The following is a 20,804-nucleotide window of genomic DNA, read 5'->3' on the forward strand; positions in this document are numbered from 1 at the left end:
GACCCACAGTGAAATTTAAAGCCAGTATCCATTTTGCAACTGAATACTGGCTGAATGCAACCGAATAGAAGCGTTAAGGGAGGACTTTAATAAAGGGTTTGACCACCACAGATTGGTAAACACCAGCCGCTACATAGGGATCTGCATCAGCCCATTTTTGGGCGTCTTCTAGGTTGTCGAAATCAATGATCAACACAGAGCCAGACACACCAGCATCGGAAATGGTCTCAGTGTCTTCGTTGGGGCAGGGGCCTGCAACAAGGACTCTGCCTTGCTCAACCAGCGGCTTCATTCGCGCGAGATGCTCTGGTCTTGCCGCTTTTCGTTTGTCCCATGTGTCAGGGGCGTCTTCGGCATAGATGATATAATACATTACTGTCCCTTACTCGTTGCCGCTTTCATCGCGGATACAAACTGGCTTAACGCGTTAAGCATCGCGTCTTCATCATTGAGGTGCTTGGCGATAATATTGACCGTTGCAGAGCCTGAAATAGCGCCAGCAGCACCCGCCTTAATAGCCTCTTTAACCTGTTCTGGCGTTGAAATACCAAACCCTAAAATCGGTCTTGCGGCACCCACAGTTTGGAGGTTATCAATAAGGGTTTTAGCGGGTATCTCGGCTTTTGTCTCGGCACCCGTTACCCCAGCTCTACCGAGTAAATAGGTGTAACCGGAGGATAGTTCACCAATAGACTTTAAGGTCTCTTGTGTGGCGTTTGGCGGGGCAATAAGGATCTGGTCAATCCCAACCCCGTCCGCGATGGTTTTAAAGCGCGCTGCTTCACGAATGGGAACGTCCGCAATTAAGATTGAATCAACACCGGCTCCTTTCGCCTGCTGATAGAAGTTGTCAATACCAGCAGCGAGTACAAGATTACTGTATAAAAGCAAACCAATAGGCACATGGGGATGTTGTTCCCTTACCCGCTTTAGCAGATTTAAACAATCAATGGGGGTAATCTTGTGATCCAGTGCGCGAATGCTCGCCGCTTGAATAGTGGGGCCATCAGCAATTGGGTCAGAGTAGGGAATACCCAATTCCAGCGCATCAGCACCACTTTCTATAAGTTGTAGTAGAATTTTTTCTGATTGCTCAATAGACGGATCACCGAGCATCACAAAAGGTACAAATGCGCCTTCATTTTTGTCATCGAGCGCTGCAAACATGTGCTCATATCGCTGCTTGTGTTGCCCATTATCCATTGATTTCATCTCCCAAAATAGATATTACATGATTCAGGTCTTTGTCACCACGACCCGACAAATTGACGACTATCAGCATTTCCTCCTCAGCTTCATCCGCCATATTCAAGGCGTGAGCAAGTGCATGCGATGACTCAAGGGCAGGAATGATCCCTTCTTTGTTCGCTAATAGTTTAAACGCATTCAAAGCCTCTTCATCCGTTGCGGCCACATATTCTGCCCGCCCGATATCGGCTAAATGCGCATGCTGAGGCCCTACAGCAGGGTAATCAAGACCGGCTGATACGGAATAACTTTCTTCAATTTGTCCTTCTTTGTCCTGCATTATGTAGGTAAATGCGCCGTGTAAGATGCCTTGTGAACCGGTCACAATTGTTGCGCCATGCTCTTTGGTATGCACACCTTTCCCTGCTGGCTCGACGCCTATAAGACGCACACTGGGCTCATCGATAAAATCAGCAAACATGCCAATAGCGTTAGAGCCCCCGCCAACACAGGCGACAACAGCATCAGGCAATTTGCCTTCTTTTTCCATAATTTGAGCGCGAGTTTCCTCACCAATCATCCGATGGTACTCACGAACGATTGTAGGAAAGGGGTGAGGTCCGGCGGCTGTACCTAGTAAATAATGCGCCTTATCATAATTAGCTGACCAGTCTCGCATTGCTTCATTGACAGCGTCTTTCAAAGTACCTGACCCCGCGTTAACCGGAATAACTTCCGCACCCATCAGGCGCATTCTAAAGACGTTTGGCGCTTGTCTTTCAACATCCTTCGCACCCATATAAATACGTGCTTTTAATCCCATTAACGCACAAGCCAGCGCGGTAGCTACGCCGTGTTGGCCTGCACCAGTTTCTGCAATGACCTCAGTTTTTCCCATGCGTTTAGTGAGTAGTGCCTGACCTAACACCTGATTCGTTTTATGTGCACCACCGTGCAATAAGTCTTCTCGTTTTAAGTACAATTTAACCTTAGGGTTACTCACCAGATTTCGAGTGAGTGTCATGGCGGTAGGACGCCCAGCATAGTCGTGCAATAGAGACAAAAACTCTTTCTTAAATGCCGGATCATCGTTGGCTTCTAGAAAGGCTTGCTCTAGTTGGTCGAGGGCAGGTATGAGTAATTCTGGAACATACATACCGCCATACTGGCCAAATTTACTGTCTAATTGATTCATAGTTTTCTCTTATCCTGCCTGTTTTAAAGCATGCACGGCAATGGCGCGCCGTGCATCTAACGTATTTTTAATGCGTGTAGGATCTTTTTTCCCCGGTGCGCTTTCGACTTTCGAATTGATATCTATGATACTCGGCCCGAAAGCGGCTGCTTGCGCAATATTGTCTTCGCCAATCCCGCCTGCAAGCACAATTTTTTCTGCAGCCCCCAAAGTATTAAGTACCGACCAGTCAAAAGCTTGACCTGTGCCGCCGCTTTGCGTTCCTACCTTGCAATCAAGCAATACCCGGTCACAGCTTTTATCGTTAATGAGTGAATTCACTGCTTTCAACTGTTCTTTCGTTGGCGATGATGACAACGCGACGGCTTGCCATAACTCCACTGACTCAGGCAAGGCGGCGCGAAGGCTCTGCCGGAATGCTATGTCTTCATCGCCGTGTAACTGCACAGCCGCTAATTGCAGGGACGTTACGTGCTGAATAATGTTGTCAACAGTACTGTTAACAAACACACCGACGTAAGATGCGCTAACTTGTTCAACTACAGCCTTTGCACTCGTGAGTGTCATAAATCGAGGGGATTTTTGAGCGAATATCAGACCTAACCGGGTTGCACCGCAGGCCTGTGCCTGTGCTGCGTCTTCTGCTTGGGTTATGCCACAAACTTTTGTGTCACCAAATATCAACCGACGCACTGCATTGGACAAATCCGATTCTGCCATGAGTGCGCTACCGACTAAAAAGCCATTGCTGACTGCAGACAATCGTTGTACGTCTTGGTGGGTATAGATACCTGACTCAGAAATCAGCACATATTCGTGAGTAGCATGTTGCAGCATGGGGACCAGTGTTTCAGTGGTTGCCAAATCGGTCGATAAATCGCGCAAATTTCGGTTGTTGATACCGATGATCTTGGCTTCCAGATCAATGGCACGTGCCATTTCTTGTTCATTGCTGACCTCTGTCAAAATGTCCAGATTCAGGGAGTCAGCCAATGTGGCCAGCGACTTATATTCTGTATCGTCCAACACAGATAACATAAGAAGAATTGCGTCTGCGTGGTAATAGCGGGCAAGGTATACTTGATAAGGTGCAACAAAAAAATCCTTGTTGAGTACAGGTTGTCTGGCGCGGGCAGTGACATACTCCAGGTATTCATAAGTGCCCTGAAAATACTTTTCGTCGGTTAACACTGAAATACCCGATGCATAAGGGGTATAGGCCTCAAGTATTTCATCTAAGTCAAACTGTGGGCGAATTAGTCCCTTAGACGGTGATGCTTTTTTACATTCGAATATAAAGCCCGCAGCAGGTTTGCTTAATGCAGCGAACAACGACTTTTCAGATGGCACCAGCGTGTCTATAAAGCTATTAAGCGGTAAAGTGCGCTCTCGTTCTGTTACTTCTTGGCGTTTATCAGCGACAATTTTTTCAAGTACGTTGGCCATTTAGCAATTTGCTCCTTTGCTGCATTGAGCTGTTTTCTCGAGTAGTGCTAGGGGAAGCTGATCTTTCATGGCTTGCATGGCTTGTTCCGTTCCGTCTTTGTAAGAATCGGCCTTGCCAGTTAATACCAGCAACGCCGCACAGTTCATCGCAATTGCAGCCCTGTGAGCCTCTTTTCCTTTTCCACTGAGCGCGTCCATGATCAGGGCCTTATTCTCTTGAGGCTCACCCCCTTCAATGGCGCTAATCGGATAATCAGGTAATCCGAAATCGCTAGCCGTTACCGTGGTGCGTCGCACGTCGCCATGTTCAAGCTCTACAATGGTACTGACACCATGCAAGGCAAGCTCATCTAGGCCATCACCATGAACAATCATGGCTTTATGTTGACCCATCAACATGAGTGTTTTGGCATAGATATCAAGCAGCTCAGGAGCATAGACACCGAGCATGCTGTGCGTGGGACGAGCGGGATTGGCCAGTGGGCCGAGTATATTGAACAAAGTACGTGTCTTAAGTTGTGTACGTACAGGCATTACGTATTTCATTCCCTGGTGATATACAGGTGCAAATAAAAACGAGAGTCCAGTCTTATCTAGGCATTGTCTGGCCGTGTCAGGTGACATCTCAAGATTGATGCCGCATTCTCTAAATAGGTCAGCGGATCCCGACTTGCTTGATACACTTCGGTTTCCGTGTTTGGCCACTTTTACGCCACATGCAGCTGCTACAATGGCGGCAGAACTTGAAATGTTAATGGTGTTGTGACCGTCTCCTCCCGTGCCCACTATATCTGCGAATGCGTAGTCGGGTGTAGGAAAAGGCCGAGCATTAGATACCATAGCACTGGCAGCCCCGGCGATTTCATCGGGAGACTCGCCTTTTATTTTCAGAGTAACTAGCAAAGCCGTCAGAGAGGTTTCATCCGCCTTTCCGTGTAAAACATCGTTAAACACACTAAAAGCCTGAGCCTGATGTAAACTGCCACCATCAAACAGCTTGCTTAACGCGCGAGATATATCCGTCATACTACACCTGTTGTTGAGTTAAGAACTGCATACAATCTGCCAACAATTGGCTTCCCGCAGTGGTTAAAATGGATTCTGGATGAAACTGAAAGCCCAACATTTTATCGGTTGGGTGCCAAATTGCCATGACCTGATCATCAACTTCTGCTAGTACCTGTAAACATTCTGGCAAATGTGTAGCAACCAATGAGTGGTATCTGGCAATGGGTAAAGGCTGTGGCATATTAGCAAAAACACCAGCGCCATCATGTGATAACAGTGAGGCTTTTCCGTGCATCACAGCGGGGGCACGACTTACTGTGCCACCAAAATGCTCAACAATGGCCTGATGACCTAAGCAAATGCCTAGTACAGGGAAACGACCCGCTACAGCAGCCAGAAGTTCAGGCATACAGCCTGCATCGCTTGGTGCTCCTGGCCCCGGCGACAACACTAGCACAACGTTTTTATCGAGACTTGCTTCGTGCATTGCTTTTAGGATTGTCTGCGCGTCCAACGTATTTCTAAACACAGTGACGTCAGCGTCCATGAGTTGCAATTCATCTACCAGGTTATAAGTAAATGAGTCAACGTTATCGAGCAAGAATATGGCTTTTGATTTTGACATTATGCTAGGCCTCCTTGCGCATTGGCTGCAATGATCGCACTGATTACCGCTTGTGCTTTACTTCTTGTCTCGTCAGCTTCTGCCTGTGGATCGGAATCGTAGACAACACCAGCACCGGCCTGAATGTGGGCCATACCATCTTTGATAAACGCTGAGCGGATAACAATACACGTATCCATGTCACCTTTTCCATTTAGGTAACCCACTGCACCGCCATAGCTTCCTCTTCTTTGCTTTTCTACCTGACGGATGAGCGTGGCTGCGCTGACTTTTGGGGCTCCCACTAATGTGCCCATGTTCATACAGGCTTGGTAAGCATGCAGTGCATCTAAATCGTTTCTTAACTGGCCCACTACTCGAGAGACCAAATGCATGACGTGGGAGTAGCGGTCAACTTTAAGTAGCTCTTTTACATGTCTGGAACCCGGCTGGCTGACTTTAGCGACATCATTTCGGGCAAGGTCAACTAACATAATATGTTCTGCTTTTTCTTTCTCATCCTCTCGAAGTGACAACTCTAGTCTGCTGTCCAAATCCCAGTCCATAGTGCCATCGATGCGCTTTCCTCTTGGGCGGGTGCCGGCAATGGGATAGACCTCTACCTGATTTGTTGTCGAGCAGTACTTTAGCGCCGACTCAGGTGATGCACCAAACAAAGCAAAATCGCCTGTTTGCAAATAAAACATGTACGGACTGGGGTTTGATTGTTTAAGGCTGCGATAGGCTTCTCGTGGCATAAGGCAGGGTAATGAAAACGTTCGCGAGGGCACTACTTGAAAGATATCACCAGAAAGAATATGTTCTTTTAACGAAATTACATCGCGTTTAAACGTATCATCGTCTTTGTCTACTTTGAGCTCAGTGCATCCCTTAATTGAAGATGTGTGACATGCTGAGGGAGAACTGCCGACCTCAGAGATAGCCTGTGCAAGATGCTCTATTTTTTGTGAAACGCTAAAATAGTGTTGGGCGACATCGGGCGCACTAAAAACACTGCCAATCAGCTCAGCAGTATTACTTTGATGATCAAAGGTCACTAAGGTTTCTGCTAAATAGAACAGGTAATCCGGACAGGTATTCTGGCTACCTTCAACAGAAGGTAATACCTCATAGCTCGCTAATACATCATAGGCAAAGACACCGCCGAGAAAAACCGCGTTATCGTGATCTCGTAAAGGCTCGATGTGTTTAATGGCGCTTCTGAGTACATCAAACACGCTGGTTGCCTTGAGGCGGCGATCCTCATCCAGCGCGCGGGCATCTCTGGCAATTGTCAGTATCAGTTTAGGCCCATCACGAGTTATGCTTGCATTTGTCATCAGCCGCTCTGCCAGCACGTCTAGTACCGCAAGGCCATTCTCGGTGAGCGCTTCACAAACTATGTGATCACCATTACATTCAAATTTGACTGCGGCACTTGTCATCAGCAGGCTCTTCAGATTGTCCTTACTATCAATTTCAGCTGATTCAAGGAGCAAGGCCGGTGTCTCAATATCACAAACTTGTTCCATCACCGACAACGGGTCACTGTGATACGGTACATTTTTTATAAGTGTTTCTACCTGTCCCGGCTTCGTGCCGAGTGACGCCAAACTCATGGCTAACCTCACTGTTTTTTGGTCAAAAAAAAAGCCCGTCTTAAAACGGGCTTTTATAAAATACGCGTGCACGCGACTCTGCCCGATATGTCAGGACATCCACCACCAGTTGTTAACGGTTTGCATACACATAAAAAATTTCTTTCTACTTTACGTTCACGGTTACTAAGCAACCTGTATAATGCTCTATAGAAGAAAACAAATAGACTCTTGTGTCAAGGGTAAAATTGAAAATAGACCTACATTCTCATACCACTGCATCCGACGGACAACTCACCCCGACAGAACTAATGCTTCGGGCAGACACGATGCAAGTCGACATGATCGCAATAACGGACCACGATACGGTAAGCGGGATTGAAGAGGCCGAACAAGCCATTGTTGATCATCGACTCAAAGTATCGTTAATTTCCGGTATTGAGCTATCAACGCAATGGAAAAGTTTCGGTATCCATATTGTTGGTTTGAATCTTAATGTAAATGAACCCACCTTTTTGCGTGGTGTAGCGGCGCAAAAAGCGGTGCGGCAAAATCGTGCCAACAAGATTGCTGAGAAATTGGCGCGCACTGGATTTTCGGATATTTTACCACAGGCTCAGGCGCTGGCTGGAAAGGGAGAAATAACACGAGCGCATTTTGCTAGAGCGCTAGTGACCCATCATGGTTTAGGTACCATGGATAATGCGTTTAAGCGTTTTATGGGTAAGGGCAAAGTTGGCGATGTGAAAGGCGAGTGGCTGTCAATCGCAGAGGCTGTAAAATTGATACATGCTGCTGGTGGTCAGGCCGTGCTGGCACATCCACTGAAATACGAGATGTCAACAAAGTGGTTACGACGCTTGATCGCGCATTTTGCTGAAGTAAATGGAGATGCAGTGGAAGTAGCCGGGCCGGGTGTCTCGGGTCAGTCACAACAATTAATTCATGAGATTGTAGCGAGTGAAAAGCTAAAAGGGTCAGTTGGTTCTGATTTTCACAACCCAGGACGATGGACTGAGCTGGGGCGTTTTCAACAGATATTACCGTCAGTAACACCACTTTGGCATGACTGGCCATGTGTGTCTGTGGCATAATTACAACAATTCTTTTTTGTAGCGCTAATTATGAGCCAGTTCTTTTACATTCACCCAGACAACCCTCAGCAGAGATTGCTCAATCAAGCCTGCGATTTGATTCGACAAGGCGAAGTCATTGTTTATCCAACCGATTCAGGCTATGCAATAGGGTGTCAAATGGCTGACAAACAGGCTCTTGAGCAGATTATTCGCATTCGTCAGCTTGATCAGCATCACAACTTCACGCTTATGTGCAGAGATATGTCTGAGTTATCTGTTTACTCAAAAGTCGACAACGTGGCTTTTAGGCAAATCAAAAATAACACACCAGGACCTTACACTTTCATTCTAAAGGCAACGAAAGAGGTGCCGCGTCGGGTACAGAATGCTAAGCGGAAAACCATCGGGTTGCGCGTGCCTGACAATACCATTGCGCTACAGCTTCTTGAAACCTTGGATGCACCATTGCTTTCAACCACGTTAATTCTGCCCGGAGCGGACAGCGCTGAGTCTGATCCAGATGAAATTCGGGACAAACTTGAACGACAGGTGGGTCTGATTATTCATGGAGGTTATTTGGGCGAGCAGCCAACGACAGTGGTTGATATGAGTGAAGGTGACGCGACCATTATCCGGCTTGGGAATGGCGACCCAACGCCCTTTGAATAAGACATACCCACGTACATGACTGCGACTAATCAGCCTGCTCAACAGCCCTTGCCTTTGGCTTTTATTAACGGCGAAGCCTTAATTGAAAAACCACAAGATTTGTATATTCCGCCTGATGCGCTAGAGGTGATTTTAGAGACCTTTGAGGGGCCGTTAGATCTCTTACTGTATTTGATTAGGAAACAAAAGCTCGACATCGTCACGATGCCGGTTGCTGACATCACCAAGCAGTACATGGAATACGTTGATGTAATGAAAACACTGCAGCTTGAATTAGCCGGTGAGTATTTGTTGATGGCAGCGGTATTGGCTGAAATAAAGTCTCGGCTATTGTTGCCAAAACGCGAGATAGAAGACAATGACGAAGATGATCCCAGAGCGGAGTTAATTCGTCGGTTGCAGGAATATGAACGAGTTAAACAAGCCGCACAGTCTTTGGATGAGCGCCCTAGATTGGAACGAGACTGTTTTGTTGCCAACGTTGGAAAAGAGACCATTACCTTGCCAGATCGTCCTCTTCCTGATGTGACTCTACAAGAATTGATACTAGCATTTTCCAGGGCGATGAAGCGCGCCGAAGCCTTTGAACATCATCAAATTGCAAGGGAAAAACTGAGCACACGTGAAAGGATGAGTTCCATTCTGCAAACGTTACAACAGCATGAAGGTGAACGCTTTGTGACCTTCGATAAGTTATTTATGCCTGAAGAGGGCAAGGCAGGCGTTGTGGTGTCTTTTTTGGCCATTCTTGAACTAATAAAAGAACACCTTATTTCATTGGTCCAAACAGGGCCGTTTGCACCATTACATATTTCACTTAAGCAAGATGAAGAAAATACAACACGAACAGCTTAAACAAATTCTGGAAGCGGCGGTTTTTGTCCACGAGACACCGCTGTCGATGGAAACTATTAAGCATACTTTGCTTGCAGACTATTCAGTGTCAAGTCAAGCCGTGAATAAAGCCATGAATGAACTTAGCCTAGACTATGCGCCAAGAGGCATAAATTTGGTCAAAGTTGCATCGGGCTGGCGTTTTCAATCAGAAGATAGCTTGGGGCCTATTTTAAGTAATTTATGGCAGGAACCGCCTCCGCGATACTCCCGAGCGTTGCTTGAGACGCTTTCACTTATCGCATATCGGCAACCCATTACCCGTGGTGAAATTGAAGATATTCGTGGTGTTGCAGTAAGTAGCAACATCATTAAAACGCTTACTGAACGGGAATGGGTGAGCGTAGTAGGGCACAAAGAAGTACCGGGACGGCCGGCTTTGTACGCCACAACACAACAGTTTTTAGATTATTTTTCGCTTGAGTCACTGGCTGACTTGCCAGATAGCGAACTTTTTGAACAGACAGGCACAGTACAATGACAGCACAGAGCGAAAAGCTGCAAAAGGTTTTAGCAAGTTTAGGTTTAGGATCGCGCCGGGAAATTGAAGGCTGGATCAGCGAAGGTAGGGTTTCTGTAAACGGAACAATTGCTACTTTGGGTGACAGAGTAGATGAAACCGCACAATTGCGCGTAGACGGTCAATTAATCAGTCGGCAACAGGCACAAAAAACCTGTCGCGTGCTCATGTATAACAAGCCTGAAGGTGAGTTGTGTACGCGAAAAGATGAAGCGGGAAGACCAACAGTTTTTGACCGCTTGCCACAAATCAAAGGAGGCCGGTGGATTGCTATTGGTCGTTTGGATCTTAACACCAGCGGCCTACTCCTGTTCACCAACGATGGCGAACTCGCAAACAGACTCATGCACCCCAGCCACCAAATTGAACGGGAATACGCAGTGAGGGTCTTTGGTGAAGTGACACCGCAGGCCCTAAAAAATCTTCGTCGAGGTGTAAAACTGGAAGACGGCATGGCAAAGTTCACAACGCTTCGACAGAGAAAGCAGGATGAAGATAGTCAGAACCAATGGTTTGACGTAACACTCAACGAAGGTCGAAATCGGGAAGTAAGGCGATTGTGGGAAAGCCAAGAATTACAAGTAAGCCGACTTATACGTTTGCGTTATGGGTCATTGGCGCTGAAAAAGCGTCTTCCACAAGGTGGGTGGATAGAACTGGAATTGGATGATGTTAATGCATTAAGGCGTAGTGTGCAGCTGCCCGATGAGGCCGAGTCTGCCGTAGACGGTAAACAGAATAAGCTTGATCATGTTCGCTTGAGCAGAATGCGTCGTTCTGTGAAAAAACATCGGGTTAAACGTGAACATAATATAAAACGAACTAAACGCGAACGATTCGGTAGTTGATTGGTCTGACGCTAACAGGTAGCATGCCTGCCGATAGTTTTTTATTACCATAATTAGAATGAAATAAATGAGTAAATACATGAAACGTCTTGCGCTCTCTTTTATCCTGGCTTTCACATTAATAGGGACAGGGTGCTCCGATTGGATATACCGTATCGATGTACCTCAGGGAAATTACCTCGATAAAAATGATATTGAGGATTTGCGTATGGGCATGACAAAAGAGCAAGTCATATTTGTGTTAGGCCGCCCCATAGTCGCGGATAGCTTTGATAATGATACCTGGTATTACATCTACGATATGAAACGCGGCATGACGAAACGCGGTAGTGATTTTCAGCAGGAATTCATCATCCATTTCGAGGACGATAAGGTAGCAAAAGTTGAAGGCGATTTTGAACTCCCTGAAAGCTTTTACGATCCGATAGAACAATAGTCAGTAGGCCGATTTATTGGCTCATCACAGACTTGCGATGAGCCGAACTTTTCCCATCATTTTCAAACTACTTGTTCCAGAAGTGCCTTTGCATTGTCTATAGCGCTTTGCGTGACCTTATCGCCCGCTAGCAGCCTCGCCAACTCATGCACTCTATCTTGCGGTGTTAAGGGTAATACGCTGGTCGTTGTTTCATTTTTTTCCGTGTGTTTCGTCACATAAAGCTGGTTGTGTGCTTGCGCAGCAACCTGGGGTAAATGTGTAACACACATGACCTGGTGCGCCTTACCTAACTTGCGTAAAAGCTGGCCGACTACTGACGCTGTGGGGCCACTGATTCCTGCATCTACCTCATCGAAGATCATGGAAGGAACGGGATTAGTTGCACGGGAAACCACTTGGACTGCCAACCCAATCCTTGATAACTCACCGCCAGAGACCACTTTTTCGAGTTTACCAAAAGCCTGCCCTTTGTTGGTTGACGCAACCAAAGCCACGCTATCTAAACCCTGCTTAGTGGCTGTTTTTTGCGTATCGAAATTTACTTGAAAAGCAATTTCAGCACTTTCCATATTCATCTGATGAACATACTGCATTATAGCCTTGGCCAGTGCTTTACCTTGTTTAGTCCTGTTAGCACTGACTTGCTTAGCAAGACTAATATAATCCTGTTTGGCGTTATCAACTTCTACGGCGAGTTGTTCCAATCTTTCGTCGCTGCCTGTGATTTGTGACAGTTCAGCGGCTAAACTTTGATGGTGTTCATACAGTGATTCAGGCCTTACCTGATGCTTCCGTGCAAGCTCGACTGCACAACTAAAACGACGTTCAACTTGCGCTAACTGAGCAGGATCAGACTCTAGATTATCAACGTAGTGTCTAAGTTCACGCACAGCTTCTTCAATTTGAATCGAAGATTCATCAAGCATCTGCACAATAGGCGCTAATGCTTTATCGTGTTCGGTTAGCCCATTTAGCCGGTCTTTATACTGTTTAAGTGTTGATAATACCGAACCGTCATCAGATTCGTATAAGGAATACAAACTCTGCTGTGATACATCTAATAAGTGCTGGCTGTGACTGAGTTTTTTGTGGTCGTCTTCTAGCGCTGAAAATTCATCTTCCTCAATAGCAAAGTCATCAAGCTCTTTAACCTGATATGCCAGGAGTTGTTCTCTGTCTTTGTTTAATTGATGCGTATTACGTGTTTCTTCTAATACTTTTTCCTTGCTTTTCCACAATTTAAATGCATTTTCTAGATCGTTAAGTAATTGACTATGGCCGGCGTAGTCATCAAGTAAACGAAGCTGCTCAGATTCTTTTAACAGTTTTAAATGTGTGTTTTGACCATAGATTAATAACAACAGAGACCCGAGAGCCTTAAGTTGATTCAATGAGGCTGTAGTACCGTTAATAAACGCTTTTGAGCGCCCCTCAGAGGAGATTACTCTGCGGATAAAGCAAACCTCAGATTCATCATCAGCATCTAATTCATTTTCACTCAACCAGGCTTTCGCTGCATGATTATTATTGAGTGAAAAATGCGCGATAATTTCTGATTTTGCGGCACCTTTTCGCACGCAGCTCGCGTCAGCGCGCTCTCCTAAGCAGAGTGACAAAGCGTCAATGGCAATCGACTTACCTGCACCGGTTTCTCCTGTAATTGCTGTGAGCCCTTGTTCAAAATTGAGCTCAAGCTGTTTAACAACGGCAAAATTCTTTATGGACAAATGTATCAGCATAATAAGCGCTATATGTTTATACAGTATAGTGTAAATATATACAGTATATTTGCGGTGTAAAGTAATTTTTTTATTCTACCGAAGAAGATGTGTATTTGTGTAACGCGCTATTGTATTGAGGATAAAATTCTTTACACTGCTGGCAACGCAGTGGTGGTAAGCGTCGCCTTTAAATATGTATTCATCAGGGATTTGTTACTTGGTTATCAGAAAGCTCTCTCTCCTTCTTTTTGTGTCTTTCGTTTTAGCGGGCACTAAAAGTCAGGCCTCCCCGTGGGTAGGTATCAGCGATGCTTCGCTTCACAATGACGTACAAACGTTAGTGGAGTTTGGCTATTTAACGTCTGTCAGTATGACGTATCCACTCCCATGGAAGGGTATTGACAGTCAATTGTCACAAATCACGGTAGGTAGCATGCCTAGTGCCGCGCGTATTGCCTACGTTCGCTTGCAGCACTACTTGGCGCAAACAGTTAATCGCCGCACTGTGCATATGGCTGGCCTGCACCTTTCGTCGGAAGAAAAACGTTTTAGCCGTTTTAGTAACAATGAATATGATAAAGGCAGACTTTATTATTCGGCTGAGATGCGATCAGGTCGTATAGCAGGGCGGGCAAAAGTGAATGTTCTAGATGATGGGAGCAGTCACATTGACGGAAGCTATATGGCGTACACCTTTGATGACTGGACAGTCAGAGCCGGTATGATCGACCAATGGTGGGGAGCGGGCCAATCAAGCAGTCTGATACTATCAAACAACGCTCGTCCTATTAAAACCTTAGCGCTATCTCGGGCTACATCCGCGCCCTCTGAATCTGCATGGTTACGCTGGTTAGGTCCCTGGTACGCAACTTTTCAGCTTGGTCAACTTGAAGCTCAGCGTCACATACCGAATGCGAAATTGGCAATGAGCAGGGTAAATCTGTCACCACTAAGCAATCTAGAAATAGGCTTGTCTTGGGTTGCCATGTGGGGAGGAGACGGCGTAGGTAATGGGCTTGGCCGATTATTTGATGTAATGACCTTCAGGGAGGTGTGCGCAGATGGCAGCGAAAATTGCGATCCTGCTTTAAACACGAAAGTAGGTAATCATCTTGCAGGGTATGATATCAAATATACGCTTATGGCGTTTGGGCAACCCGTTAATTTATATGCTCAACGTATAGGTGAAGATGCGGCGGATTACTGGCGGGTTACTGACACAGCCGACCTTTTGGGGATATCAACCTATGTTATGGGGGCAAAAGTGTCGGTTGAGTGGAGCGATACTAACGTGCAGTGTAACGGCGATGATTCCCCGAAAACGAATTGTTATTACGAGCATTCCGAATTTAAATCAGGATATCGCCACAGAGGCCGAGCTATTGGCAGCGCTTACGACTCCGATGCAGAAGTGTTGACTATGCATGTTGACAGGCGGTTTGCAAATGGTACTCGAGCTGAAATAAGCATGAGTAAAATAGAGATGAATTTAGATGGAGAAAGGCCCTCACCTGCAGTTGAGGGGGTCTCCGACGCCTTGTACCGAATCAATTTGTCTTATCAATTCCCTTATAAATCTTGGATATTCGATGCAGATATTGACGCTTACAAGGGAATTGAATCCGAAGAAGACGATACAGTAGTTGTGTCCTCTACAGCGAAATGGGTATTCTAATAGAGATGACGCCTATACATCGGTGCCAATGTCGAGTGCTTTAAGTCGCTATGCAAAACTACAATATTTTCTTAATTAATCTAGATAAGTCTGTCGAGCGACTGAGAAACGCTGATGAACAATTTAAGCGTCTTCATATTGCATACGAGAGAATGCCCGCCGTTTACGGGCCGGATCTCTCTGAAACAGAGCTTAACGTACACTACAGTGCTGAAAAAAATAGAAAGATTTATCACAAACAACTTAATGTAGGTGAAGTAGGCTGCTATCTCAGCCATCGAAAAGTGTGGCAGGCCATTGTTGAACAAAACCTGGATTTTGCCATTGTCCTAGAAGACGACTTTTCCTTAAACGCCAATTTTTTAGCGTCTATTGCAGCAGTTGCTGCTGTAGACGTTGAGTGGGACTACATAAAGCTTGCTGAGTATCCAGAAAAACGAAAAGCTCTCAGCAGCAGAGAATTCAACGGATTTTCACTAATCACCTACGACAAAATACCAGCCAGGACGGGCGCACAAGCGGTGAGTTTGTCGGGTGCTAAGAAGTTATTGGCGACATCAGAACAATTTGGTCGGCCCATCGACATTGATTTGCAGTACATTTGGGAGAAAAAACTTCGCCTGTACGGCCTTAAGCCCTATCCGGTTAATCTGAAGAGCCAGTTTGCCAGTGAGATTGATGAGATTGGCAAACGCTGTACACCCAAGGTCAATTTCTTCGCCAAAGCTTTCGATCAAATTCGCTTTAAAATCATGAATCATTTATACCGCAATAAATTGGGCGAGTGATGCAACCTGACGCGTTACCCGATACTGAACCAAAGCGATTTGCTATACATATAGATAATCTAGTGGGCGGAGGCGCAGAAAATGTCATGCTTACCCTCGCTCGTGCTTTAAAGGAAAAAGGGCATTCTGCCCACTTCTTTCTTCTTAATCAGGCTATTGGTTATGCAATCCCAGATAACCTGCCTATACATGTGCTATGTCCACAAGATCGGCTGAGTAAAATAGCCGGCTTTTTTCGCGTAAGAGCCAGTGCAAAATTACTCGAAGAGAAGGTTACTGCGGTTGAACAAGCGTGTGGAAAATTCGATATTCACATCGTCAATCTCGATGCAACAACAGCCGTTTTGTCGCATACCTCCCTGCCAAATAAGTATTTTGTTGTACATAACTCGATTCGCCAAGAATTAAAGCGAGAACGGAAAATGGGGCCTGTCAAATATCTGAAAAAGCGCCTTCAGAAGGCCTGCTTTTCAGGTAAAAACCTTATTTGTGTGTCTAGAGGGTTGGCGAGTGAAATTGAACAACTGAGGTGGATAGCTCCACGCTCTGTTACTGCAATTTACAATCCGTGTGACAAGGCGAAAATACTCGCCTTGAGCCAACAGGAAAACCCTGCGATACCCACAGAGCCGTACCTCATTCACGTAGGACGGTTCGCTAGACAGAAACGCCATGATATCTTATTTGAAGCCATTAAACAGGTACCCGATATCCCCTTGGTTTTGCTGTGTAGAAAGACAAATAAACTGTTGAAAATGGCAGAACGCCACGGTGTCAAAGACCGTTTGATATTACCCGGCTTTCAGTCTAATCCTTACAACTGGCTAGCCAGGGCCCGGCTCAAAGTACTAAGCTCAGATTATGAAGGCCTATCCATGGTGCTGATTGAATCGCTTATGTGTGGTACGCCAGTGGTTAGCACTGAATGTGACTTTGGCCCCTCAGAAATTCTCAGCGGTCATTTGTCGCAGTTTTTATCGGCGACCGGTGATGCCAATGCCTTAACCAAAAACATTAATCATGCACTTAGCGTTGATGCCAATCTGACTACGTCACCAATTTTAGAGGAGGTAGAGGCCAACAAAGTAGCGGACCGCTATTTGCAGCTGATTTAAAAGGGCTTGCTGCCCCAATTCAATTTCTTTCTTAAAACCGTAAAATAGTCGTATGAATCAGAGTGCACCATGCGCAGGCGTTCATTACATTTTTGTACGCTTACAAAATCACCGGGCTTTACGGGTAACTCAATGTGGCTGTCGCAACTTACTTGCAGGCTATCACTATTTTCTGTCGAAACGTGCATGGTGATGCGACGCTTTGCATCGACTACAATCGGACGACTGGTTAGTGTATGTGGGAACATAGGTACCAGAGTTAAGGCATCCAGCGTTGGCATTAAAATAGGGCCTCCACCTGAAAGCGAGTATGCGGTAGAGCCCGTAGGCGTTGCCACTATCATACCGTCAGCGCGCTGGCTTGAGACGAAGTGATCATCCAAAAAAATCTCAAATTGCATCATGTGGGCTACTTTACCATGGTGAAGCACCACCTCATTGACAGCCGTGTTTTTATGGATCAGTTCACCATTGCGTGTGACTTTTACTTCGAGTAAGAAACGGTCTTCCACATGCCACTTTCCCGCCATGAGAGAATCAAGCTGTTGCTCAATTTCATCAGGGCTAATATCGGCTAAAAAGCCGAGCTTTCCGCGATTAACGCCTACCACATGAATATTGTAACGCGCGAGTATTCTGGCAGCGCCCAACATGTTCCCGTCACCACCCACAACAATAGCAAGGTCGGCATGTTCGCCAATTTCAACCACACTGGATGAACTAAACTCACCTGACTCGACGTCGTTAGCGATATTACTAGCAACTAAAACAGAACAGTTTTTACTATTTAAATAAGTAACTAACGTTTGCAAGCTGGACTTAGTGCCCGCATGGTCTGGTTTACCAATCAGGCCGACAGTTTGATAGCGCATATGCTGTGTTAATTTTTGATATATCGAAAAACAGTACCATAGCTTATGCGCGAACCCAACACTAATCGCAGTGCATTAACGCGCGGTCCAACCGCCATCAAGGATCAGCGTTTGCGCAGTGATGTTCTTTGCTGCATCACTAAGCAAAAAGGCGGCTGATTCAGCCAGTTCGCTAATGTCGATAAAGGCTTTTTTGGGCATGGGCTCTAGCATGATTTTGTTCACCACGTCTTCTTCAGACATGTTGTTCTCGATAGCCTGTGCCGCTATCTGTTTTTCAACCAAAGGTGTTTTGACATAGGCAGGGCAGAGTGTATTGATAGTAATATCCACATCGCCTGTTTCGAGCGCCACCGTTTTTGCGAATCCAAGTAGACCATGCTTCGCGGCAATGTAGGCCGATTTATAGGGTGACGCAATCACTGAGTGAATCGAGCCAACGTTTATAATGCGACCATGTCCCCGTTCACGCATGCCGGGAAGTAACGCTTTGGTGAGCATCGCCGGTCCCACTAACATAACTTCTATTAGCTTTTGCCATTTGTCAGCAGGGAAGTTCTCAAGCTTAGCAACATGCTGAATTCCCGCATTATTTATCAGTGCGTCGGCCGGTTTGAATAATCTTGATGGCAGTTCAGATACTGCTTGCATATCCGTGACATCTAACTGCAACGCATATGCACCCGCTTCTTCTCCCCCCAGGTCTGCTGCAGCTTTGCTGACAGCGTCCTGATTCATGTCGGCCAGAGTAACACTGTGCCCTTTCTCAATCATGAACTTGGCGATACCAAAGCCAATACCACTGGCCGCACCAGTAATAACTATGTGCTTAGACATAAGTAATCCTCTATTTTTAAGGCCCAGTGGCCAACTGATTTATCACGCTGAATTGTTACTGACCTAATGTCTAAAGCCCATAGTACTTTGGTTTTATTACAAAGGCGGTTTGGCTAAGTTTCCTACCGTGGTTTTTATCGCCATAATTTGTGCAGCATCACGGGTAGCATAGTTTTCGCCGGTGTAGCCCCACCAGTCCCAGCACCCCTGAGGGTTCAGAGGCATAAACAGAGACTTCTTGGTTTGCGGATACAGGACCACTATATTGTTGTCGTCAGCCCATGCATTGAGTCCAGTCTTGGTCACGAAGTCCTGACCGACGGCTTCGGCGTACTGATTACAGCCGTGGAAACTCACATGTACCCGACACTCTGTACCTTCTTCACAGGCTTTAGGCACAAATAGGTAGCCTTTCTCAGCAAGACCATCAGCGGTTTCACCACCTACGACTTGTTGATTGTATTCGAATATTCGTCCAGTAATCTGTTCATCAGGTTTAACTAAATCGGTGTATAGATGATTTAACAATGCACCTGCTGCATCATAGTTACAGTTGCCAATAAAAGGGGCCGCCGATTGAGTGCAGTTTGTGCCTGTATCAACAGCAGGGAAGTGATGACCAAAAGGTTTGTCATTCAGGTAAACAAGGTTTTCTGCAGATACCCATTGGGCGTACTGTGCATGCAACGCGTCGGCTACCGTTTCGTGAATGGTGGCATCTAGAGTGCCTCGTAATAGCCACACTCGGCTGTCTTTTAGGTTGTCCAAAGGCGCGATTTTTTCCTCACTTGCCAGTTTTTGCGCATGAGAAATTAAAGGCGATATATCGAGCTTGTCACTGGCCTTATTCACACATTGTTCAAGTGCAGTGGTGATGGCATTTTGGGCACAATAGTAAGGCCCTGCTGCTATTATTCCAGCTCCTGAAACCCAGTCACTGTATGCAAGGTGCATTTGCGTAGCCATATAGCCACCTGATGAGAGTCCGGAAACCGTAATGTGGTCGGTGTCCAACGAAAGTGGAGGCACTTCTGCATTTGCACTGCTCGCCGCTAGTAATAAAGCGGCACTCAAAAAGGGAGTTTTTTTCATTTTGGGTTTTCCGGTGAAACATCAGTATTAAGAAAAGTGCTCAATGTTTTGGCCATTTTACCGATGCCCGTTACCCCCTCAAGGTGACCTTGGTCTCCCTCAATGGTATGTAACGATACCGGATGGTTACGTTTAGCCAGTTCATCTGCGAGTAACTCTGACATGTAGGGCATAAGAAGCAGGTCTTGCTCGGCTGGTAACAAAAGCACGGGCGCCGTAATGTTCGATAGCCCTTTTTCTAGTGAATCGCTATGGCCAGTAATAAACAATTGGCACGCCCGAACTAGGTAGAGTAAGTGGTTGGCATCCATCAAGGATGCACGCTGCCTTGCTCTGTCGTGAAGCCAGTTTACTATGGAGTGCTTTTGTCTAATATCGTGTAGTGGGCCTGATTCCAAAGGCTGGTAGTCAAGACTTTCACCTATCTGATTAATAAATGCAGGGGCGAGGGCAATTTGCGTGACTTGCATGAGTGCTGCCGTCAGTCCATCCAGCGGCGCTGTTTCTCTTGTGTAGTTACCCTGGTTCCATTGCTTATCCAGTCTAATCGGGATGGCCCACTGCTCAAGTTCCACAGTGGACCAGGCATCCATATAACCTGTTCCGATAACAGAAACGATTCGCTCAACCTCATCAGGGTACGTCGATGCCCACTCAATGGCCTGCATTGAACCCATTGATGCGCCAATAACGGCATGCAGTTTCTTTATTCCCAATGATTGCAACACCGCACGCTGCGTATTGACAAAATCTCTGATGGTCACAACCGGAAAATCCAGACCATAAGGTGTTTGTGTTGTTGGATTGACGCTGGCGGGTCCGGTTGTATGAACATTGGAGGAGTAGGCATTAATATTGGCCAGCGTGTCGACACTGATAACAAAAAAGCGGTTAGTATCAATTGCCTTTCCTGGGCCAATAATGGCATCCCAGTACCCGGGTGCGGGATCTGACTCCGCGTATTTCCCCGCAGCATGTGAAGAGCCGGTAAAGTAATGATTGATTAGAATGGCATTACTCTTGTCTTCATTGAGTTCACCGTAGGCTTCCCAACCTATTTGTACGTTTTTTAGTTCAGCGCCGTTAAACAGGGTGAAGCTTGGAATGACATGTTTTTGCTTTTCCACAATCATTGCCCAAGAGGGCAATGCAGTCAGTGCAAGGAGGAGTAATGTTGTGATCCTTGTAGAGGTCATGGTTACCTTTGTCATCATGGTTT

General features: G+C 46.1%; 21 protein-coding genes. 9 read left to right on the forward strand and 12 right to left on the reverse strand.

The window, feature by feature from the left end:
- Positions 1 to 73: 73 nt before the first annotated feature.
- From DRW07_RS06095 to DRW07_RS06125, 7 genes are read right to left on the reverse strand one after another with little or no spacing between them, the layout of a single operon-like run.
- Positions 74 to 373 carry a YciI family protein gene (locus DRW07_RS06095; RefSeq protein WP_124027014.1) on the reverse strand — a complete coding sequence of 100 codons (300 nt, stop codon included), beginning with the start codon at positions 371 to 373 and terminating at the stop codon, positions 74 to 76.
- Complete coding sequence (trpA, locus tag DRW07_RS06100) at positions 373 to 1,203, reverse strand: tryptophan synthase subunit alpha (protein WP_124027015.1); 831 nt, start codon at positions 1,201 to 1,203, stop codon at positions 373 to 375. The genes DRW07_RS06095 and trpA overlap by 1 nt, the downstream gene beginning before the upstream one ends.
- Positions 1,196 to 2,383 (reverse strand): tryptophan synthase subunit beta, encoded by a 1,188-nt coding sequence (gene trpB / locus DRW07_RS06105; RefSeq protein ID WP_124027016.1) that lies wholly within the window; start codon positions 2,381 to 2,383, stop codon positions 1,196 to 1,198. Before trpB ends, trpA begins: the two co-directional genes overlap by 8 nt.
- A gap of 9 nt (positions 2,384 to 2,392) precedes the next feature.
- On the reverse strand, positions 2,393 to 3,829 hold the full coding sequence (gene trpCF, locus DRW07_RS06110; RefSeq protein ID WP_124027017.1) for a bifunctional indole-3-glycerol-phosphate synthase TrpC/phosphoribosylanthranilate isomerase TrpF: 1,437 nt from the start codon (positions 3,827 to 3,829) through the stop codon (positions 2,393 to 2,395).
- On the reverse strand, positions 3,830 to 4,855 hold the full coding sequence (gene trpD / locus DRW07_RS06115) for an anthranilate phosphoribosyltransferase (RefSeq protein WP_124027018.1): 1,026 nt from the start codon (positions 4,853 to 4,855) through the stop codon (positions 3,830 to 3,832).
- Between the two features lies 1 nt (position 4,856).
- Entirely contained in the window at positions 4,857 to 5,462 is a 606-nt protein-coding gene (locus tag DRW07_RS06120; RefSeq protein ID WP_124027019.1) for an aminodeoxychorismate/anthranilate synthase component II, read from the reverse strand.
- The gene (locus DRW07_RS06125) at positions 5,462 to 7,060 is read right to left on the reverse strand and encodes an anthranilate synthase component 1 (RefSeq protein ID WP_124027559.1); all 1,599 of its coding nucleotides are present in this window, start codon (positions 7,058 to 7,060) and stop codon (positions 5,462 to 5,464) included. Before DRW07_RS06125 ends, DRW07_RS06120 begins: the two co-directional genes overlap by 1 nt.
- Before the next feature lie 227 nt (positions 7,061 to 7,287).
- On the opposite strand from DRW07_RS06125, the gene DRW07_RS06130 reads away from it, so the two are divergent.
- From DRW07_RS06130 to DRW07_RS06155, 6 genes are all read left to right on the forward strand, one after another.
- Positions 7,288 to 8,133, forward strand: coding sequence for a PHP domain-containing protein (locus DRW07_RS06130; RefSeq protein WP_205665374.1), 846 nt, complete (start codon positions 7,288 to 7,290; stop codon positions 8,131 to 8,133).
- Positions 8,134 to 8,163: 30 nt separating this feature from the next.
- The gene (locus tag DRW07_RS06135) at positions 8,164 to 8,784 is read left to right on the forward strand and encodes an L-threonylcarbamoyladenylate synthase (protein WP_124027020.1); all 621 of its coding nucleotides are present in this window, start codon (positions 8,164 to 8,166) and stop codon (positions 8,782 to 8,784) included.
- 15 nt (positions 8,785 to 8,799) lie between these two features.
- Positions 8,800 to 9,639 carry a segregation and condensation protein A gene (locus DRW07_RS06140; protein WP_124027021.1) on the forward strand — a complete coding sequence of 280 codons (840 nt, stop codon included), beginning with the start codon at positions 8,800 to 8,802 and terminating at the stop codon, positions 9,637 to 9,639.
- Entirely contained in the window at positions 9,611 to 10,159 is a 549-nt protein-coding gene (gene scpB, locus DRW07_RS06145) for an SMC-Scp complex subunit ScpB (protein WP_124027022.1), read from the forward strand. Before DRW07_RS06140 ends, scpB begins: the two co-directional genes overlap by 29 nt.
- Entirely contained in the window at positions 10,156 to 11,046 is an 891-nt protein-coding gene (rluB, locus tag DRW07_RS06150; RefSeq protein WP_124027023.1) for a 23S rRNA pseudouridine(2605) synthase RluB, read from the forward strand. The genes scpB and rluB overlap by 4 nt, the downstream gene beginning before the upstream one ends.
- 79 nt (positions 11,047 to 11,125) lie before the next feature.
- Positions 11,126 to 11,482, forward strand: a complete 357-nt coding sequence (locus DRW07_RS06155; RefSeq protein ID WP_124027024.1) for an outer membrane protein assembly factor BamE — start codon at positions 11,126 to 11,128, stop codon at positions 11,480 to 11,482.
- Positions 11,483 to 11,544: 62 nt separating this feature from the next.
- On the opposite strand, the gene recN is transcribed toward DRW07_RS06155, so the two are convergent.
- Entirely contained in the window at positions 11,545 to 13,224 is a 1,680-nt protein-coding gene (recN, locus tag DRW07_RS06160; protein WP_124027025.1) for a DNA repair protein RecN, read from the reverse strand.
- A 199-nt stretch (positions 13,225 to 13,423) separates the two neighbouring features.
- Here recN and DRW07_RS06165 point away from each other — a divergent pair, with 199 nt between their 5' ends.
- Genes DRW07_RS06165 through DRW07_RS06175 form a run of 3 tightly spaced genes read left to right on the forward strand, consistent with a single transcriptional unit; the run spans position 13,424 to position 16,784 of the window.
- Complete coding sequence (locus tag DRW07_RS06165; RefSeq protein ID WP_165870422.1) at positions 13,424 to 14,881, forward strand: capsule assembly Wzi family protein; 1,458 nt, start codon at positions 13,424 to 13,426, stop codon at positions 14,879 to 14,881.
- Positions 14,882 to 14,931: 50 nt separating this feature from the next.
- The gene (locus DRW07_RS06170; RefSeq protein WP_124027027.1) at positions 14,932 to 15,669 is read left to right on the forward strand and encodes a glycosyltransferase family 25 protein; all 738 of its coding nucleotides are present in this window, start codon (positions 14,932 to 14,934) and stop codon (positions 15,667 to 15,669) included.
- Positions 15,669 to 16,784 carry a glycosyltransferase gene (locus DRW07_RS06175; protein ID WP_124027028.1) on the forward strand — a complete coding sequence of 372 codons (1,116 nt, stop codon included), beginning with the start codon at positions 15,669 to 15,671 and terminating at the stop codon, positions 16,782 to 16,784. The genes DRW07_RS06170 and DRW07_RS06175 overlap by 1 nt, the downstream gene beginning before the upstream one ends.
- Here the strand turns inward: DRW07_RS06175 and nadK are convergent.
- The 4 genes from nadK to DRW07_RS06195 form a co-directional block, all read right to left on the reverse strand.
- Complete coding sequence (gene nadK / locus DRW07_RS06180) at positions 16,781 to 17,656, reverse strand: NAD(+) kinase (protein ID WP_124027029.1); 876 nt, start codon at positions 17,654 to 17,656, stop codon at positions 16,781 to 16,783. The two genes, DRW07_RS06175 and nadK, sit on opposite strands and share 4 nt — an antisense overlap.
- A 75-nt stretch (positions 17,657 to 17,731) precedes the next feature.
- The gene (locus DRW07_RS06185; RefSeq protein WP_124027030.1) at positions 17,732 to 18,493 is read right to left on the reverse strand and encodes a 3-hydroxybutyrate dehydrogenase; all 762 of its coding nucleotides are present in this window, start codon (positions 18,491 to 18,493) and stop codon (positions 17,732 to 17,734) included.
- 96 nt (positions 18,494 to 18,589) lie between these two features.
- Positions 18,590 to 19,585, reverse strand: coding sequence for an extracellular catalytic domain type 2 short-chain-length polyhydroxyalkanoate depolymerase (locus DRW07_RS06190; RefSeq protein ID WP_124027031.1), 996 nt, complete (start codon positions 19,583 to 19,585; stop codon positions 18,590 to 18,592).
- Positions 19,582 to 20,781: an E22 family MetX-like putative esterase gene (locus DRW07_RS06195; protein WP_124027561.1), complete on the reverse strand. Its 1,200-nt coding sequence runs from the start codon at positions 20,779 to 20,781 to the stop codon at positions 19,582 to 19,584. The genes DRW07_RS06190 and DRW07_RS06195 overlap by 4 nt, the downstream gene beginning before the upstream one ends.
- Positions 20,782 to 20,804: the final 23 nt, after the last annotated feature.

This window comes from Paralteromonas sediminis, assembly GCF_003820355.1.
Classification (GTDB): Bacteria; Pseudomonadota; Gammaproteobacteria; order Enterobacterales; family Alteromonadaceae; genus Alteromonas_F; species Alteromonas_F sediminis.

Excerpts from the sequence above, each read along its gene's own strand:
- DRW07_RS06095 (WP_124027014.1), bottom strand. The coding sequence starts at position 373 with ATGTATTATATCATCTATGCCGAAGACGCCCCTGACACATGGGACAAA.
- trpA (WP_124027015.1), bottom strand. The coding sequence starts at position 1,203 with ATGGATAATGGGCAACACAAGCAGCGATATGAGCACATGTTTGCAGCG.
- trpB (WP_124027016.1), bottom strand. The coding sequence starts at position 2,383 with ATGAATCAATTAGACAGTAAATTTGGCCAGTATGGCGGTATGTATGTT.
- trpCF (WP_124027017.1), bottom strand. The coding sequence starts at position 3,829 with ATGGCCAACGTACTTGAAAAAATTGTCGCTGATAAACGCCAAGAAGTA.
- trpD (WP_124027018.1), bottom strand. The coding sequence starts at position 4,855 with ATGACGGATATATCTCGCGCGTTAAGCAAGCTGTTTGATGGTGGCAGT.
- DRW07_RS06120 (WP_124027019.1), bottom strand. The coding sequence starts at position 5,462 with ATGTCAAAATCAAAAGCCATATTCTTGCTCGATAACGTTGACTCATTT.
- DRW07_RS06125 (WP_124027559.1), bottom strand. The coding sequence starts at position 7,060 with ATGAGTTTGGCGTCACTCGGCACGAAGCCGGGACAGGTAGAAACACTT.
- DRW07_RS06135 (WP_124027020.1), top strand. The coding sequence starts at position 8,164 with ATGAGCCAGTTCTTTTACATTCACCCAGACAACCCTCAGCAGAGATTG.
- DRW07_RS06140 (WP_124027021.1), top strand. The coding sequence starts at position 8,800 with ATGACTGCGACTAATCAGCCTGCTCAACAGCCCTTGCCTTTGGCTTTT.
- scpB (WP_124027022.1), top strand. The coding sequence starts at position 9,611 with ATGAAGAAAATACAACACGAACAGCTTAAACAAATTCTGGAAGCGGCG.
- rluB (WP_124027023.1), top strand. The coding sequence starts at position 10,156 with ATGACAGCACAGAGCGAAAAGCTGCAAAAGGTTTTAGCAAGTTTAGGT.
- DRW07_RS06155 (WP_124027024.1), top strand. The coding sequence starts at position 11,126 with ATGAAACGTCTTGCGCTCTCTTTTATCCTGGCTTTCACATTAATAGGG.
- recN (WP_124027025.1), bottom strand. The coding sequence starts at position 13,224 with ATGCTGATACATTTGTCCATAAAGAATTTTGCCGTTGTTAAACAGCTT.
- DRW07_RS06170 (WP_124027027.1), top strand. The coding sequence starts at position 14,932 with ATGCAAAACTACAATATTTTCTTAATTAATCTAGATAAGTCTGTCGAG.
- DRW07_RS06175 (WP_124027028.1), top strand. The coding sequence starts at position 15,669 with ATGCAACCTGACGCGTTACCCGATACTGAACCAAAGCGATTTGCTATA.
- nadK (WP_124027029.1), bottom strand. The coding sequence starts at position 17,656 with ATGCGCTATCAAACTGTCGGCCTGATTGGTAAACCAGACCATGCGGGC.
- DRW07_RS06185 (WP_124027030.1), bottom strand. The coding sequence starts at position 18,493 with ATGTCTAAGCACATAGTTATTACTGGTGCGGCCAGTGGTATTGGCTTT.
- DRW07_RS06190 (WP_124027031.1), bottom strand. The coding sequence starts at position 19,585 with ATGAAAAAAACTCCCTTTTTGAGTGCCGCTTTATTACTAGCGGCGAGC.
- DRW07_RS06195 (WP_124027561.1), bottom strand. The coding sequence starts at position 20,781 with ATGACCTCTACAAGGATCACAACATTACTCCTCCTTGCACTGACTGCA.